Genomic DNA, 15,058 nt, shown 5'->3' on the forward strand with positions numbered 1-15,058 from the left:
CGCCTGCCTGATCCTTCCACCTTCATCGCCGCCGGGGCCAGTGCCGAGGTGTTCCGGCTGGGCGAGGGGCGGGTGTTGAAGCTGTTTCACGACGGGATCGACTCCAGCATCGTCGCGCGCGAATATGCGATCGCGCGGGCGGTGCAGGCGAGCGGGCTGCCGGTGCCGCGCACTTATGGCGTGCAGGAAGCGGGCGGGCGGCAGGGGATCGTCTATGCCGACATGGCGGGGCCGGACCTGCTCGCCTATATGGCGCGCAACCCGCATCGCGGGCGCTGGGCACTGGGCGAGATGGCGCGGTTGCAGCAGCGGATTTCGGAATGCCATGTGCCGACGCTGCGCAGTCGCAAGGCGATATTGCGCGTGGACATAGAGGCGGCACCGGTGGGCGAGCGGCTGCGCGCGGCGGCGGTCGATCGGCTGGACCAGCTGAACGAGGGCGATGCGTTGTCGCATGGCGACCTGCACCCCGCCAATCTGATCGTGACCGAGGAGGGGCTGGCGGTGATCGACTGGTCGCGCGCGGCGCGAGGCATGGCGGCGACCGATGTGGTGCGGACGGAGATGGTGATGCGCTTCGGGCCGGGCGGCGATGTCGGCGGCGAGGGCGGCGCGGCGGTACTGGGTTGGGCGGCGGCGAAGATGCGCGATGCGGCGAGCGCTTATTATGTGCGGCGGCACCGGGCGCTGACCGGGCTGGACCCCGAAGCGCTGGCGGCGTGGCGGGCGCTGGTGGCGCTGGCGTGGATGCGGCAGCGGGCGCCGTCGCGCGAAGCGGCGTTCGAGGCCTATCTGGTGGAGGCGTTGGAGGTGGCGGGGCTGCCGCCGCTGGAGCGGGACGCGGCGCCCATGTCGTTGGTCGGGCCTGATTGACGGTTGATCCCCCGCCCATGCCGCCCAGCGGGAGCGGAGGGCCGATTATCGAACGGACGGCGCATCGGGCGTGCGCTGCCCTATAATGGCGGTAAGTTCAGAGACGGTTCAGCCCTGATGGTGTCGTCTCCGGCCTGACAGTTTATCCTGATCCCGGTGTGCCCGACAGCAACCTGGATACGCCCCCGGCCATCCCTTGCGCCGGGGGCGTTTTCTATTGTCCCTCCCATCGTTACGATTCGAGCTTTCCCTTACGGCACATGTCGTTCGTGGCGGCGCGAGATGTCGTTCGTCCTGCGGTTGGTCGGCGCGATTTTGCGCTTCGTCGGTGCAGGCGTCGTTCGCCGATGACGCGGGCTGCCGGTCGAAGCGGGCGGGCATCGGGCGGGGCGCGGGGCTAAACAGAATGGGCGAACGGGGCAGGACGCCGACCCCAAGACCCCGGCTCCCCCCGTTCGCACCCCGGCCCGCCGCGCAGCCCCCCATTTGGCGGCGGACCGGCCAAACCAGATTTTTAAGGAGATAGATGATGTTCCGTTCGACCCTGTTTGCCGCCGCCGCTTCCGCCATCCTGTTCGCCAGCGCCGGTGCCGCTTCCGCCGAGGATTTCGCGTCCAATGGCCGCACCAGCCCGGTCTATCATGGCGACCTCGACCTATCGAACCCCGCGCATCAGGCGCAGTTGCGCAGCCGCATTGCGCGTGCCGCCAAGCGGGTGTGCGCCGCCAGCGACCTCGCCACCGAGCAGGCATGCGAGGCCAAGGCGATCGCCCGCGTCGAAGCGCCGATCAGCGCGGCGATCGCGCGGGCCGAGACGAGCGAGCGCTATGCCGATGCGCGGGGCAAGGACGGGTTGCCGCTGGTCGCGAACTGATTGGTAGCGCGACGTGATAGAGAGAAGGCCCGGTGAATTGCCGGGCCTTTTTTGTGTTTCGGCATCCTCCCCTGGTAGGGGAGGTGGCAGGGCGTAGCCCTGACGGAGGGGTGTCACGCTATCGTGAGGGTGACACCCCTCCACCGCCTTCGGCGGTCCCCCTCCCCTTACAGGGGAGGATTGGTTAGCGGCCGGTCATGGCTCTGGCGTTGGCGAGGAAGGTGCGGCCGATGCGGATTTCATTGCCGTCGGCGAGCGCCGCGAACCACACGCCGCTGCCGTCATGGCGCAGGCGGGCGATATGGTCGCGGCGGACGATGTGGGAGCGGTGGAGGCGGACGAATTGCTGCGGGTCGAGCCGTTCCTCCAGGCTGCTGATCGTCTGGTGGAGGAGATAGCTGTGGCTGCCGACATGGAGGCGCATATAGTCGCGCTCCGCCTCGATCCGGTCGATCTGGTCGGTGGCGATGCGGATGAGTTCGGAGCGGTGTGGCACCCAGAATTCCTCGGCCCAGTCGGGTTGCGCCTCGGTCGAGATGGCGGGGGCGTCGGTGGGGGCGAGGCTGCGCGCCGCCTCCACCCGGTCGATCGCGCGGGTCAGCCGGTCATGCGCGACGGGCTTGAGCAGATAATCGACGGCGGCCAGATCGAAGGCTTCGACCGCGAAGCCTTCGAAGGCGGTCACGAAGATGATGGCGGGGCGCAGGCCCATGCGGCTGACGGCGCGGGCGACGCCGATGCCGTCGAGCAGCGGCATGGCGATGTCGAGCATGACGAGGTCGGGCTTGAGCGCTTCGATGAGGCGCAGCGCGGCTTCGCCGTCGCTGGCGGTGCCGCAGACCGTCAGGCGCGGTTCGCGGGCGCACAGCATCTGCAACCGCTCGATCGCGAGCGGTTCGTCATCGACGATCATGGTGCGGATGGACATGGGGATCAGCAACTCTGACGGATGATGGGGAGGGTGATGAGGACGGAGAAGCCGCCGCCTTCGCGCGGACCATAAGCGATGCGGCCCTGATCGCCAAAGCGCGCGGTCAGCCGGTCGCGCACATTGGCGAGGCCGATGCCGCTGCCGCGATCGGCGTCGCCGGGCGGCTGGTCGCCATTATCGGTGACGTTGATGTGGAGCAGGTCACCATCGGCGCGGGCGGTGATGCGGATCTGCACCGGGCTGGACGTGCGCGACACGCCATATTTTATCGCATTTTCGACCAGCGGCTGGAGGATGAGGCCGGGGACGCAGGCGGTCATCAGGTCGGCGGGAATGTCGATGACGCTCGTCAGCCGTTCGGGGAAACGGACACCCTCGATATCGAGATAGAGCTGTTGGAGATGGACTTCCTCCGCCAGCGGCACGTCGTCGAGCGGATCGCCGGTCAGGCTGGTGCGGTAGAAGTTGGAGAGCGACAGGATCATCTTTTCCGCTTCGTCGGGCTTGTTGCGCATGACGAGGGTCGAGAGGCTGTTGAGCGTGTTGAACAGGAAATGGGGGTTCACCTGATAGCGGAGCGAGCGCAGTTCGGCCTGCTGCGCGGCGCGTTCCAGCCGGGCGGCGCGGCGTTCGGTGCGGTGGACTTCGCTGGCGTAGGACAGAGCGAGGTAGAGCGCGGCCCAGGCGGAGAGGAAGAAATAGCGGCTGATCGCATCCTCGACGATCTGGATCAGCGCGAAATGTTCTTCGCTGCGAAATTTCATCCGGTCGCCATCGGTGAAGATGTTGACCGGGTCATAGACGTTGAACATGTAGAAATTGGCCGATGCCATGGCGAGCGCGAAGGGCGCGGCAAGCGAGAAGGCGGCGACGACGCGGACGCTCAAGGGCTTCGTGTCGAAGCGGCGCAGCATCAGGTAGAAGATCCAGGTGGTGACGATGCCGATGACGGTGACGATGGCGCGGCGGGCGGCCAGCTCATAGGGGGCATCGAAGCCCATGACCGTGGCGCGCAGCGTGACCAGCACGGCATAGAATAACCAGAAGCCGAGAATGGAATAGAGCGCGATCGCAGGCGAAATGCCGCGTTCGCCGTCGTCGGGCGCATATGTCATGGCATCCTGTTTACGCGCGCGTGGGCCGCTTGTCGCCCCATCGCGTGGCTGCTGGTCGAAGCGGTTGGCGCGTTGGTCGAACGGCGCGTGGGAACCGGGATGCGGCCCGGCCCGTTGATCGGGGGAGATGCCTGTGTGGCATCGAGGAGGAGAGACGCATGACCCCAACTGATCATTCCCAGACCAAGACCCACGAGCAAGCCGAGGCGACGCGCAGCAGCGACGCGCAGGACCATGTTCGCGACGCCGAGGAAAAGCTGGACGAGGAATTGGAGGATTCGATGGACGCATCCGATCCGCCGTCCAGCACGCGACCCGGCGACAAGGGCGAACCCGTGCCATCTTCGGGCTTTACGCCGGAGGATTGATGGTTTTTCGATCCGAACGATGATAGAGTTTGCGGGCGGCAGGTGAAGCCATCGCCGCCCGTAACGAGAGGAGCCTGCACCCCATGCCGACATCCGCAACCCCCGCCGTCGAGCGCATTGCCCGCGTCCTGGCCGGACGGCATCTGAGCCATAATGGCGAAGGCAGCGATCCGCATGCCGCAGGGGCCGTGGACGCGGCGTGGCAGGACCATGTCGAGGACGCCTATGCCATATTGCATACGTTGCGCGAACCGGACGCGCAGATGGCGCAGGCAGGCGATGTGGCGGTGTGGCGCTGCATGATCGGCGCGGTGCTGGCGCGGCGACCGGGAGCGTAACGGGCGACGCGACCAAATGATGATTGTCATCCGATTTACATGTTGCGCTGCACAAGGAAATCTGATCCCTTGTGAACGGCGGCGGAACAGGCGCTTAAGCCTTCAGCAACTATAGAGGGCGCATGTTCTGACGATCGACTACGGGTCGGAGGGCATGAACATGGGTACGAATGCAAAACCTGCGGACGGCGCCATTACCTTGGCGGAACTGCGCGAGTTCGCGAGCTTCTCGTCTGCCACGCAACGCTATATTCGCCGGTCGCTCGACATCGGCCTGCATCGCCGCGACGCGATGAAGCTATGGTCGCGCGACATGGTCGAGGAAGCCTCCATCCGCGCGCAGGCGCGCATCTATGGGCGACTGGACGAGATCAAGGCACGGGTGCCCGACGATAGCGGGTTGGAGAAGGTGGAGCCGTTCATGGCCCCGCTGGTGACCATCTCCGCCTTTGACCTGGGGCAGGACCGGCTGGCCAGCTTTTCCTCCTATCGCTTCTTGTATGAGCGCTTGCTGGGTGCGGGCGCGCGGCCCTGGCTGCCCGGTGCTTTCTGCGCGGCGGCGAGCCTGCCGCATCTGCATCCTGAAAAGCGGCGCATCTTGTTGCAGTCGATCAGCGAGGCGGCGGCGACGGCAGCGGGCTGGTCCAATCGCGAGCCGAGCTTCTACCCCGAATGGGTCGAGAAGGTCGATCTGAGCAAGGCGAACTGACACTGGACGTTGATGCCCGCATCCGGGGGGAAGCGGGGATTAGCGAAACCGACGGCGCAGCGGACATGGTTCGCTGCGCCGTTGATGTATGGGAGGGCGGCCTGGTCCAGCTCGGCCGTAGGGGAGCAAAACGATGCGGATGATCGGCAAGATGATAGTCGTGGCTTCGATCCTGGTCGGGGCAACGGTGCCCCTGTGGGTTGGGGCGGCCCCTGCGGCTGTCGTGCGCGATGTCGGCGTCGGCGATCCGGAGCGGCGGGCGGTGCTGGATGCGTTGCGGCCAGAGATTGCGCGCGATCTGGGGCAACCGGTGCAATTTGTGGTGCGGACCTTGCGCGTGCAGGGCGACTGGGCCTTCGCCCATGTCGTGCCGCAGACGATGGCCGGTGATGCGATCGATTTCACCCGGACGCGCCATGCCGAGCGCTTGCGCGCCGGGATGTTCGACGGGCCGGATGTCTATGCGCTGTTGCAGCGGACAGGCAGCGCGTGGCGCGTGCGCGATTTCGTCGTGGGGCCGACAGACGTGGCCTATCTGGCATGGCCGGACGCCCATGGCGCGCCGCCCGCGCTATTCGAGGTCACGGACTAAGCGCGCGGCTCAGCGTTTGCGATAGCGGAAATACCAGACCTCATGGCCCAGCCGCCGGGCCTTGGCCTCGTAGCGAGTTTCGGGCCAGCCGCCGGGGCGGGTGAGGAAATCCTTGGGGTCGCTGGCCAGCCAGTCAAAATCGGGATGGCCGTTCATCACCATCAGCGCCCAGCGCAGATAGACGGGATGGTCGGTGCCGAAACGAAATTCGCCGCCAGGCTTGAGCTTGCGCGCGATCATCGCGACCGGGCCGGGGTTCATCATCCGGCGCTTGGCATGGCGCGCCTTGGGCCACGGGTCGGGATGGAGCAGATAGACGAAGCTGAGCGATCCGTCGGGGATGCGGTTCAGCACGGTCAGGGCATCGCCCATATGGACGCGGACATTGCCGAGCGCGCCGTCGCGGATATGGCCAAGCGCGGTGACGACACCGTTCAGGAACGGCTCGCAGCCAATGAAGCCATGGTCGGGCAGCAGGTCGGCGCGCCAGGCCATATGCTCGCCGCCGCCGAAGCCGATCTCGAAATGGAGCGGGCGGTCATAGCCAAAGAGGTCGACGGCGGTGATCGGGCCTTCGTCCGGCACCGACACGGCAGGCAATAGGGTATCGACCAGTTCCTGCTGCCCCTGGCGCAGCTTGTGCCCCGACTGGCGGCCATAGAGGCGGTTGAGCGTGGTCGGATCGCCGGGTTTATGCGCTGTCATGGGGCGGCCGCTTAGCGGGCGCAGACGCGCGGGGCAAGGGTCAGAGGCCGAGCAGGGGCCAGAGGACCATGCCGAGGCCGATCAGGCTGACGAGGAAGATCAGCGTGCGGATCATCGGGATGCCAAGCGCGTAGACGGGGAGATAGGCGAGGCGCGCGCCGAGCCAGATCCAGGCGCCGAGCGCGGTCGTGTCGCTGGTGCGGTCGGCGAGGACCACGCCGATCAGCGCGACCATGGCGATCGGCAGGGTTTCCTGAAAATTGGCCTGGGCGCGGGTGAGGCGTCCGGCGAGGGGATGGAGCGGCGGGAGCTTTTCGTCGCGCGCGCCCATGTTCCAGCGCGGGCCATATTGTTTGGTCTTGAAATGCGCCGCTGCGAAGATGTGGACGAGCAGCAGGACCATCGACCATGCCAGTATCGTCAGTTCGACAGCCATAGCGCGCGCCTCCATTGGGATAAGGGGCGCACGCTATGGCATTGCGGCGGGCGCGACAAGCGCTGGATGCGGCGCGCGCTTAGAGGCTAAAGCCGACGCGGGCGATCAGCCGGTCGCCGGCATGGGAGCGGACGGGGCCATCGATGCTGCTGCCGGCATAGCGGATGCCGGCGAACCATTGGCCGCGATACCAGTCGAGCGCGACGCCATGGTCCCAATAATTGCCATCGGGGCGCAGGCGGGCGGCGGCGAGGGGATCGCGCACTTTGCCGGACGAGCGGCCGACATGGCCCGACAGGGTGAAGGGCGTGCCGGGGACGGCGACGGCGGCGGCGGCGGAGACATAGAGATTGTCGCCGCCGATCGCCGATTGGCGCGGGGCATAATGAGCGGCGATGTCGACGCTGGCCGGGCCGATGAGGAAGCCCGCCTGTGCGCCGACTTCGCCATAGCCCTGATCCGAGGCACCGGGGAAAAGATGATAGCGGCCCTGCGCGGTCAGCCGCCAGCCGCCGATCTGCTGCGACCAGCTTGGGCCGATGTCGATCGCTGCGTCGGCGCCGCCATGGCGGGCGCTGCCCCATAGGATGGTGGCTGCGCCATCGAGGCTGAGGCCGGAGGTGACGGGGACGGACAGGGTGCTGCGCAGCACTGGATCGCCCTCGCTCCAGCTCAGGCCCCGGCGGCGTTCGTCGCTGGCGGCTTCGATCGTGGCGGAAAGGCCGCGGTCCTGCGCGACCGCGGGAAGGGCATGGACGGCGAGCCCGAACGCTGCTGCCCATGCCACCCGCATTCTTGTGGGATCAGTTCGACGCAAGCGCGCGCACCGAATCCAGTTCGGCCATCAGCGGCGCGCGATCGCGCTCCGCCATTGCGACCAGCGTCGATTGGATGCGATCGCCATGCTGGGCCAGCACCCGCTGTTCCAGCCGGTCGTCGCGTGCGCAGGCACCGGCTTCGCTGCCGGAAAAGCGCGTATCGCTGGCGAGGGTGCGGGCGAGGGCGGGGCCATGGTCGAGCTTGCGATCGACGACGACCGTTGCGGTCCACTTGCACCGCTGCATGTCCATGCGGTTGGGCGTCTTTGCGCCCACGGTACGCGCTTCGACATCGGCGCGGGCGGTGTAGAGCGCCTGCATCGACGTGCCATGATGATCGAGGGTTACGCTATGCGTGGCGGCAGCGGCCGCCAGCGCGATGAGAGTTAGGCTCATTATCATTCTCCTGCGTTGCGGCGTCGGGCTATATTGTCCGATCACCTGCCGCGGATGTAGGTCCGCACTGTTGCCCGTTCATTGCCAAAGGGCAACAAAGTCCTGCCTGATCATGCCGCAGCCTTGGCCAGTCCCTTCGACAATTGCAAGGCGCCGTTGAGCCGCGCGGCGGAATCGGCCCAAGCGCGGTTGACCACGATCTTGCTGTCGGGACGCAGGCGGGCTACGCCGTCGAGCCGCTGGACATAGGCGATGAGGCCCGCCGGATTGGGGAAACTGTCTTCGAAGAAGCTGACCAGCGCGCCCTTTTGCCCGACATCGATCTTGGCGATATTGGCCTTCACGCAATTCTGCTTGATCTCGATGATCTTGAGCAGGTTTTGGGTTGGCGCAGGCAGCTTGCCGAAACGGTCGATCAGTTCGGCGGCGAAGGATTCGAGCGCTTGGCGGTCCTCCAACTCGTTGAGGCGGCGATAGAGACCCATGCGCAGGTCGAGGTCGGGGACATAATCGTCGGGGATCATGATCGGCGCATCGACGCTGATCTGGGGCGAGAAGCTGTCGCGGCGGATTTCGAGGCCGACGCCGCCCGCCTTGGCGTCCATGATCGCTTCTTCCAGCATCGATTGGTAGAGTTCGAAGCCGACTTCGCGGATATGGCCCGACTGTTCGTCGCCGACGAGGTTGCCCGCGCCGCGAATGTCGAGATCATGGGAGGCGAGCTGGAAGCCTGCGCCGAGCGTGTCGAGGTCGGACAAGACCTTCAAGCGCTTTTCCGCTGTCTCGGTGATGATGCGGTTGGCGGGCGTGGTCATATAGGCATAAGCGCGCGTCTTGGACCGGCCGACCCGGCCGCGCAGCTGATAGAGTTGCGCCAAGCCGAAGCGGTCGGCGCGGTGGATGATGAGCGTGTTGGCGCTGGGGATATCCAGGCCGGATTCGACGATGGTGGTCGAGAGCAGCACGTCGTAGCGCTTGTCGTAGAAGGAGGACATGCGTTCCTCCACTTCGGTCGCCGACATCTGGCCATGGGCGACGACGGCCTTGATTTCGGGGACTTCGTTGCGCAGAAACTCTTCGATCTCCGTCAGGTCGGCGATGCGAGGGACGACGAAGAAACTCTGCCCGCCGCGATAATGTTCGCGCAATAGGGCTTCGCGGATGACGATGCCGTCCCAGGGCATGATATAGGTGCGCACCGCGAGGCGATCGACCGGCGGCGTCTGAATGACCGAGAGTTCGCGCAGGCCCGACATCGCCATTTGCAGCGTGCGCGGGATCGGCGTGGCGGTCAGGGTGAGGACATGGACGTCGGTCTTCAAGGACTTCAGCCGTTCCTTGTGGGTGACGCCGAAGCGCTGTTCCTCATCAACAATGACGAGGCCGAGCCGCTTGAAGTCTATACCCTTGGTCAGTAGCGCATGGGTGCCGACAACAATATCGACCGTGCCGTCGGCGAGGCCCGCTTTGACCGCCTTCGCCTCCTTGTCGGTGACGAGGCGGGAGAGGCGACCGATATTGACGGGGAAGCCGCGGAAGCGTTCCTCGAACTGCATATGATGCTGGCGCGCGAGCAGGGTAGTGGGGCAGATGAGGACGACCTGCATCCCCGCCATCGCCGCGACGAAGGCGGCGCGCAGGGCGACTTCGGTTTTGCCGAAGCCCACGTCGCCGCAGACGAGGCGATCCATCGGCTTGCCCGATCCCAGATCCTCGATCACGTCGCTGATCGCGCGGTCCTGATCCTCGGTTTCCTGATAGGGGAAGCGATCGACGAAGGCGGGGTAGCCCGCGACATCGGGCTCGGCGACGGTGGCGGCGCGCAGCGCGCGTTCGGCGGCGGTCTTGAGCAATTCACCCGCGATTTCGCGGATGCGCTCCTTCATCTTGGCCTTGCGCCGCTGCCAGGCTTCGCCGCCCAGCTTGTCGAGGCCGACGCCGTCGCTGTCCGATCCGTAGCGGGAGAGGACTTCGAGATTTTCGACCGGCACGAACAGCTTGTCGCCGCCCGCATAGCTCAAGGCGACGCAATCATGCGCGGTCTTGCTGACCGGAATCTGGGTCAGCCCTTCATAGCGGCCAATGCCATGGTCCATGTGGACGACAAGGTCGCCGGGCGACAGGGTGGCGAGTTCCGCGAGGAAGGCGTCGGTATTCTTCTTGCGCTTGGCGCGGCGGACGAGCCGGTCGCCGAGCATATCCTGTTCGGTCAGGACGGCGACGTCGGGCGCGTCGAAGCCATGGTCGAGCGGCAGGACGGTTAGCGTCACGCTGCCATTGGCGGCGGTGCCGAGTGCTTCCTGCCAGCCATCGGCGGCGGCGAGGCGCTTGACGCCATGGTCGAGCAGCAGGCCCGACAGCCGTTCGCGCGCGCCGCCCGAATAGCTGGCGATCACCACCTTTTTCTTGGCGCGTTGCAGCGCGGCGATATGTTTGCCGACCGCTTCGTAGATGTTGATATTCTGCGCGCGTTCGGGCGCGAAGTCGCGCGGGCCATCGACCGCAAAGTCCAGCACATCGGCGCTGGCGGGTTCGTGGAAGGGGGTGGTGGCGTGCATCGGCCGGGTGGCGACGGCGGCGTTCCATTCGGCGGTGTCGAGATAGAGCAGGTCGGGCTTCAATGGCCGATAGGCACCGGGGTCGGAGGTTTTGGCCTGCACCCGGTTGGCATGATAGTCGCGGATCGCCTCGAACCGGGCATCGGCGGCTCCGGCGACGCCATGGTCGCGGATGATGACGGTGTCCGCGCCGATATGGTCGGCGAGCGGGACCAGCTTCTCTTCGAACAAGGGTAGCCAATGTTCCATGCCCGCGAGGCGTCGGCCTTCGCTCACCGCCTGATAGAGCGGATCGCCGGTGGCAGTCGCGCCGAAGGTTTCGCGGTAGCGGCTGCGGAACCGCTTGATCGTTTCCTCGTCCAGCAGCGCTTCGGAGGCGGGGAGCAGGGTGAAGCCGTCGATGCTGCCGGTGGTGCGCTGATCGGCGGGGTCGAAGCGGCGGACGGTTTCGATCTCGTCGCCGAAAAAGTCGAGGCGGAGCGGTTGCTCCTCGCCGCCCGGAAAGAGATCGACAATGCCGCCGCGAATGGCGAACTCGCCGCGATCATGGACGGTGTCAGTGCGGACATAGCCATTGCCCTGGAGCATCGCGGCGAGGCGCGTGATCGCGATCCGCTCCTTGGGCGCGAGATGGGCGACGAGTTGGCGCACGCGGAAGGGGGTGAGCGTTCGCTGCGTCATGGCGGCCAGAGTCGTGACGACCAGTTGCGGTGCCTTGGGCGTGGCTTGTAGCGCGTGCAGGCCTGCTAGGCGCGCCGAGGCGGCGCGCAGCGAGGGGCTGGCCCGGTCATAGGGCAGGCAATCCCAGGCAGGGATTTCGATGATCGCGATCTCCGGCGCGAAATAATGGGCGGTGTCGGCGATGGCGCGCATCTGCTGCTCATCGGCGGCGATGAACAGCGCGCGGGCCTGACCCGACCCATAGGCCGCGCGGGCGATGTCGGCGAGCAGCCAGGGCTGAAACCCGGCGGGGACGCTCGACAGGGTCAGCGGGGCTTTGGCGCGGAGGATGGTTTGGAGATCGGTCATTGTCACTACTCGTCCCCCTCCCGCTTGCGGGAGGGGTTAGGGGTGGGCTGGTCGAACAGAGGTAGAGCAGGCCCACCCCCGGCCCCTCCCGCAAGCGGGAGGGGAGCAGGTCAGTTCTCGATCTTCACGAAGTCGAGTTTCAGGAATTTGTCCATCATCGGGCCTTTCCATGCGTCGGGCACGGGGATGGTGCCGAGCGCCCAGCCGATGATGTCGGCATCCTGTTCGTCCATGAAGCGTTCGAACCAGGCGATGTCTTCAGCGTCCCATTCGGCATGATAGCGTTCGAAATAGCCGCCGACGGTATAGTCCGCCTCGCGCGTGCCACGGTGCCAGGCGCGGAATTTCATGCGGCGCATCTGGGGATTGTCGTTCACAATTTGTTCCTTTGGCGGGCACGCGGAAAAAGCCGATGGGGTGTTTGTATGACCGACCCGGCTAAGCTAGAGCGCAGCAGATAGACATGCGACCCGATATTCTCAATCCGCTCTTTGCCGAAATCTCTGTCCTTAAGGGCATTGGCCCGGCGCTGGCCCGCCCGCTGGAGCGGCTGGGGCTGGCGCGCGCGGTCGATATCGCCTTTCACCTGCCGGTCAGTTGGGTCGACCGGCACCTGACCGACGAACTGAACATGGCCGATGCGGGGCGGGTGATCGGCATCGAATTGACGCCGGTGGACTATAAGGCCAGCGGCGGCGCGCGCACCCCATTTCGGGTGCAGGCGACCGACCGATACGGCAATTATGTGTCGCTCGTCTATTTCGGCAAGAATAGCGGTTGGCCGCGCAAGCTGTTGCCGCTGAACGAGCCTAAATTCGTGTCGGGCAAGCTGGAAAGCTATGGCGAGACGCTCCAGATCGTGCATCCCGATGTGCTGCCGCCAGAGGAAGCGGGCAGCGTTCCTGCACGCGAATCGGTCTATGGCCTGTCCGACGGATTGACCAACAACCGGATGCGCGATCTGGTGGCGCAGGTGCTGGCCCGTGCGCCGGACCTGCCCGAATGGATCGAACCCAGCCTGCTGGCACGCAAGGGCTGGCCGGGGTGGCGCGAAGCGCTGGCGCGCATCCATGCCGATCCGTCCGACGCCCAGGCGCGCGAGCGGCTGGCCTATGACGAGATTTTGGCGGGGCAGTTGGCGTTGATGCTGGTGCGGCAATCGTCGCGGCGGCGGCGGGGCGTGCCGATTGCGGGCGACGGGCGGCTGCGGGCGATGCTGAAATTGCCGTTCGCGCCGACCGGGGCGCAGCGGCGCGCCTTCGGTGAGATCGAGGGCGACATGGCGCAGGCGACGCCGATGCTGCGCCTGCTGCAGGGGGATGTGGGGTCTGGTAAGACGCTGGTGGCGCTGATGGCGCTGCTCAATGCGGTCGAGGCCGGGATGCAGGGGGCGATGCTGGCCCCGACCGAAATATTGGCGCGGCAACATTATGAGACGCTGCGCAAGATGGCGTCGGGCTTGCCAGTCGAGATCGCTATCCTGACCGGGCGCGACAAGGGGAAGGTTCGCGAGGCGACGTTGATGGGGTTGGCCGATGGCAGCATCGACATATTGGTCGGCACCCATGCGATCTTTCAGGAAAAGGTGCAGTATAAGGCGCTGGGGCTGGCTGTGATCGATGAGCAGCATCGCTTTGGCGTGGCGCAGCGGATGATGCTGGCGAACAAGGCGGCGCAGGCCCCGCATCTGCTGGTGATGACGGCGACGCCGATTCCGCGCACGCTGACGCTGACCTATTATGGCGAGATGGAAGTGTCCAAGCTGGACGAGATGCCGCCGGGGCGGCAGCCGATCCAGACGGTGGTGATGGCCGCGACGCGACTGGACGAGGTGGTCGATGCGCTGGCCCGCCATGTGGGGAGCGGGGGGCAGGCCTATTGGGTGTGCCCGCTGGTCGAGGAAAGCGAAACCAGCGATCAGGCAGCGGCCGAGGCGCGGGCGGAATCGCTACGGCTGCGTTTTGGCGAGGCGGTCGGGCTGGTCCATGGCCGGATGAAGGGGCCGGACAAGGATGCCGCCATGGAGGCCTTTGCCGCCAACCGGACGCAGATATTGGTCGCGACCACGGTGATCGAGGTCGGCGTCGATGTGCCCAATAGCAGCCTGATCATCATCGAGGGGGCCGAACGCTTCGGCCTGGCGCAGTTGCACCAGCTGCGCGGGCGGGTGGGGCGCGGCGACAAGCCGTCGGTCTGCCTGCTGATCCGGGGCGGCGGGCTGGGCGAGACATCGCGCGCGAGGCTGGCGTTGATGCGCGAGACCAATGACGGTTTTCTGATCGCCGAGGAGGATTTGCGGCTGCGCGGCGCGGGCGAAGTGCTGGGCACGCGGCAGTCGGGCGAGGCGGCGCTGAAGCTGGCGACGCCCGAACATATGGCCGCGCTGATCGACCCGGCGCGCGATGACGCAAGGCTGCTGATCGATCGCGACGGCGGGCTGGACAGTGCGCGCGGGCAGGCGGCGCGGGTGTGCCTGTATCTGTTCGAGAAGGATGCGGCTGTGGGGTTGTTGAGGGGGGGGTGAGGGGTCGCGATTATTGCCCACTCCCGTCTTCGCGGGAGAGGCTACGGAGACTTGGCAGCTTGCTGCCCTAGTCGCAGTCGGTGAGGGTCTTCTTCGCTAGGGTTTGCCAGACAGTAAGACAGACCCTCACCCAACCCTCTCCCGCGAAGGCGGGAGAGGGCTAAGAAAAGCAGGCCGCCGGCTGAGCGCGACGGTGGGTTGCAGCGCGCGCGAGCGGGCGGGGAACTCCAAACCTTCGGCAACCATGCTGCGCTTGCGAAACAATCGGCCTACTGCCGCGTTTTTGCGGGATGGACCTCAGCCTGACCCATATCACATCGACCGCCGCCGTTTCGATCGCGCTCGCTGTCACCACTGCCTTTCTCGTTCACTGGGCGCTCTACGCGATCGCGTTGCGGCTTGTGCGGCAGCGGATGGACCCGGTGTTGTTGCCGGCGCTGTTTCAGCCGACGCGGTGGCTGGTGGTGTTGCTGGCGCTGGGGGCGGGGGTGCAGCCGCTGGATCTGGGGGCACGCGTCGAGGGGCTTTGGTCGATCGGATCGAAGATGGTCTTCGCGCTGCTGGTTGGCTGGCTGCTGTTCCGGCTGATGCGCGCGACCCGCGTGATGATCGAGCGCAGCGCCGATATCAACGCCGAGGATAATCTGAAAGCGCGGCAGCGCCACACCCGCGTCCGCATCCTCTATCGCATCGCGCAGAGCGTCATCGCGGTGCTAGTGATCGCGATGATATTGATGGCGATCCCCGGCGTGCGGACGATCGGCGTGACGCTGGCGGCGTCGGCGGGTCTGG

General features: G+C 66.2%; 15 protein-coding genes and 1 pseudogene. 8 read left to right on the top strand and 8 right to left on the bottom strand.

Going from position 1 to position 15,058, the window contains the following annotated elements; all coding sequences use genetic code 11:
- Nucleotides 1–3: 3 nt before the first annotated feature.
- Entirely contained in the window at nt 4–873 is an 870-nt protein-coding gene (locus IL54_RS14760) for a phosphotransferase family protein (RefSeq protein ID WP_052027787.1), read from the top strand.
- 526 nt (nt 874–1,399) lie between these two features.
- Nucleotides 1,400–1,747: a UrcA family protein gene (locus tag IL54_RS14765; RefSeq protein ID WP_337587985.1), complete on the top strand. Its 348-nt coding sequence runs from the start codon at nt 1,400–1,402 to the stop codon at nt 1,745–1,747.
- A 184-nt stretch (nt 1,748–1,931) separates the two neighbouring features.
- Here the strand turns inward: IL54_RS14765 and IL54_RS14770 are convergent, their stop codons facing one another.
- Together IL54_RS14770 and IL54_RS14775 are read right to left on the bottom strand one after the other, a co-directional pair.
- A complete protein-coding gene (locus IL54_RS14770) occupies nt 1,932–2,675 on the bottom strand; it encodes a LytR/AlgR family response regulator transcription factor (protein WP_037478787.1) in 744 nt (247 codons plus the stop codon).
- 5 nt (nt 2,676–2,680) lie between these two features.
- Complete coding sequence (locus tag IL54_RS14775) at nt 2,681–3,793, bottom strand: sensor histidine kinase (protein ID WP_037476615.1); 1,113 nt, start codon at nt 3,791–3,793, stop codon at nt 2,681–2,683.
- Nucleotides 3,794–3,951: 158 nt separating this feature from the next.
- Between IL54_RS14775 and IL54_RS24245 the strand changes: the two genes are divergently transcribed.
- The 4 genes from IL54_RS24245 (at nt 3,952) to IL54_RS14795 (ending at nt 5,800) form a co-directional block, all read left to right on the top strand.
- Entirely contained in the window at nt 3,952–4,161 is a 210-nt protein-coding gene (locus IL54_RS24245) for a hypothetical protein (RefSeq protein WP_037476616.1), read from the top strand.
- A gap of 83 nt (nt 4,162–4,244) precedes the next feature.
- Nucleotides 4,245–4,499, top strand: coding sequence for a hypothetical protein (locus IL54_RS14785; protein WP_037476617.1), 255 nt, complete (start codon nt 4,245–4,247; stop codon nt 4,497–4,499).
- Nucleotides 4,500–4,659: 160 nt separating this feature from the next.
- Nucleotides 4,660–5,208, top strand: a complete 549-nt coding sequence (locus IL54_RS14790; RefSeq protein WP_037478790.1) for a hypothetical protein — start codon at nt 4,660–4,662, stop codon at nt 5,206–5,208.
- Between the two features lie 133 nt (nt 5,209–5,341).
- Nucleotides 5,342–5,800, top strand: coding sequence for a hypothetical protein (locus IL54_RS14795; protein ID WP_156106225.1), 459 nt, complete (start codon nt 5,342–5,344; stop codon nt 5,798–5,800).
- Nucleotides 5,801–5,809: 9 nt separating this feature from the next.
- On the opposite strand, the gene trmB is transcribed toward IL54_RS14795, so the two are convergent.
- The 6 genes from trmB to IL54_RS14825 form a co-directional block, all read right to left on the bottom strand.
- Nucleotides 5,810–6,505: a tRNA (guanine(46)-N(7))-methyltransferase TrmB gene (trmB, locus tag IL54_RS14800; RefSeq protein ID WP_037476619.1), complete on the bottom strand. Its 696-nt coding sequence runs from the start codon at nt 6,503–6,505 to the stop codon at nt 5,810–5,812.
- 40 nt (nt 6,506–6,545) lie between these two features.
- A complete protein-coding gene (locus tag IL54_RS14805; RefSeq protein ID WP_037478795.1) occupies nt 6,546–6,941 on the bottom strand; it encodes an MAPEG family protein in 396 nt (131 codons plus the stop codon).
- Between the two features lie 79 nt (nt 6,942–7,020).
- Nucleotides 7,021–7,734 (bottom strand): TorF family putative porin, encoded by a 714-nt coding sequence (locus IL54_RS14810; RefSeq protein ID WP_037476620.1) that lies wholly within the window; start codon nt 7,732–7,734, stop codon nt 7,021–7,023.
- A gap of 10 nt (nt 7,735–7,744) precedes the next feature.
- Nucleotides 7,745–8,155: a hypothetical protein gene (locus tag IL54_RS14815; RefSeq protein WP_037476621.1), complete on the bottom strand. Its 411-nt coding sequence runs from the start codon at nt 8,153–8,155 to the stop codon at nt 7,745–7,747.
- A 110-nt stretch (nt 8,156–8,265) separates the two neighbouring features.
- Nucleotides 8,266–11,742: a transcription-repair coupling factor gene (gene mfd, locus IL54_RS14820; RefSeq protein WP_037476624.1), complete on the bottom strand. Its 3,477-nt coding sequence runs from the start codon at nt 11,740–11,742 to the stop codon at nt 8,266–8,268.
- 110 nt (nt 11,743–11,852) lie between these two features.
- The gene (locus tag IL54_RS14825; protein WP_037476625.1) at nt 11,853–12,119 is read right to left on the bottom strand and encodes an FAD assembly factor SdhE; all 267 of its coding nucleotides are present in this window, start codon (nt 12,117–12,119) and stop codon (nt 11,853–11,855) included.
- An 86-nt stretch (nt 12,120–12,205) separates the two neighbouring features.
- Between IL54_RS14825 and recG the strand changes: the two genes are divergently transcribed.
- Together recG and IL54_RS24250 are read left to right on the top strand one after the other, a co-directional pair.
- On the top strand, nt 12,206–14,266 hold the full coding sequence (gene recG, locus IL54_RS14830; RefSeq protein WP_037476627.1) for an ATP-dependent DNA helicase RecG: 2,061 nt from the start codon (nt 12,206–12,208) through the stop codon (nt 14,264–14,266).
- A gap of 290 nt (nt 14,267–14,556) precedes the next feature.
- A pseudogene (locus tag IL54_RS24250) lies at nt 14,557–15,058 on the top strand (mechanosensitive ion channel family protein); the annotation flags it as partial.

Origin of the sequence: Sphingobium sp. ba1, from assembly GCF_000743655.1 — a bacterium.
Taxonomy (GTDB): domain Bacteria; phylum Pseudomonadota; class Alphaproteobacteria; order Sphingomonadales; family Sphingomonadaceae; genus Sphingobium.

What these genes read in the sequence shown, in the direction of transcription:
- IL54_RS14765 (WP_337587985.1), top strand. Translation starts at nt 1,400, where the DNA reads ATGATGTTCCGTTCGACCCTGTTTGCCGCCGCCGCTTCCGCCATCCTG.
- IL54_RS14770 (WP_037478787.1), bottom strand. Translation starts at nt 2,675, where the DNA reads ATGTCCATCCGCACCATGATCGTCGATGACGAACCGCTCGCGATCGAG.
- IL54_RS14775 (WP_037476615.1), bottom strand. Translation starts at nt 3,793, where the DNA reads ATGACATATGCGCCCGACGACGGCGAACGCGGCATTTCGCCTGCGATC.
- IL54_RS24245 (WP_037476616.1), top strand. Translation starts at nt 3,952, where the DNA reads ATGACCCCAACTGATCATTCCCAGACCAAGACCCACGAGCAAGCCGAG.
- IL54_RS14785 (WP_037476617.1), top strand. Translation starts at nt 4,245, where the DNA reads ATGCCGACATCCGCAACCCCCGCCGTCGAGCGCATTGCCCGCGTCCTG.
- IL54_RS14790 (WP_037478790.1), top strand. Translation starts at nt 4,660, where the DNA reads ATGGGTACGAATGCAAAACCTGCGGACGGCGCCATTACCTTGGCGGAA.
- IL54_RS14795 (WP_156106225.1), top strand. Translation starts at nt 5,342, where the DNA reads ATGCGGATGATCGGCAAGATGATAGTCGTGGCTTCGATCCTGGTCGGG.
- trmB (WP_037476619.1), bottom strand. Translation starts at nt 6,505, where the DNA reads ATGACAGCGCATAAACCCGGCGATCCGACCACGCTCAACCGCCTCTAT.
- IL54_RS14805 (WP_037478795.1), bottom strand. Translation starts at nt 6,941, where the DNA reads ATGGCTGTCGAACTGACGATACTGGCATGGTCGATGGTCCTGCTGCTC.
- IL54_RS14810 (WP_037476620.1), bottom strand. Translation starts at nt 7,734, where the DNA reads ATGCGGGTGGCATGGGCAGCAGCGTTCGGGCTCGCCGTCCATGCCCTT.
- IL54_RS14815 (WP_037476621.1), bottom strand. Translation starts at nt 8,155, where the DNA reads ATGAGCCTAACTCTCATCGCGCTGGCGGCCGCTGCCGCCACGCATAGC.
- mfd (WP_037476624.1), bottom strand. Translation starts at nt 11,742, where the DNA reads ATGACCGATCTCCAAACCATCCTCCGCGCCAAAGCCCCGCTGACCCTG.
- recG (WP_037476627.1), top strand. Translation starts at nt 12,206, where the DNA reads ATGCGACCCGATATTCTCAATCCGCTCTTTGCCGAAATCTCTGTCCTT.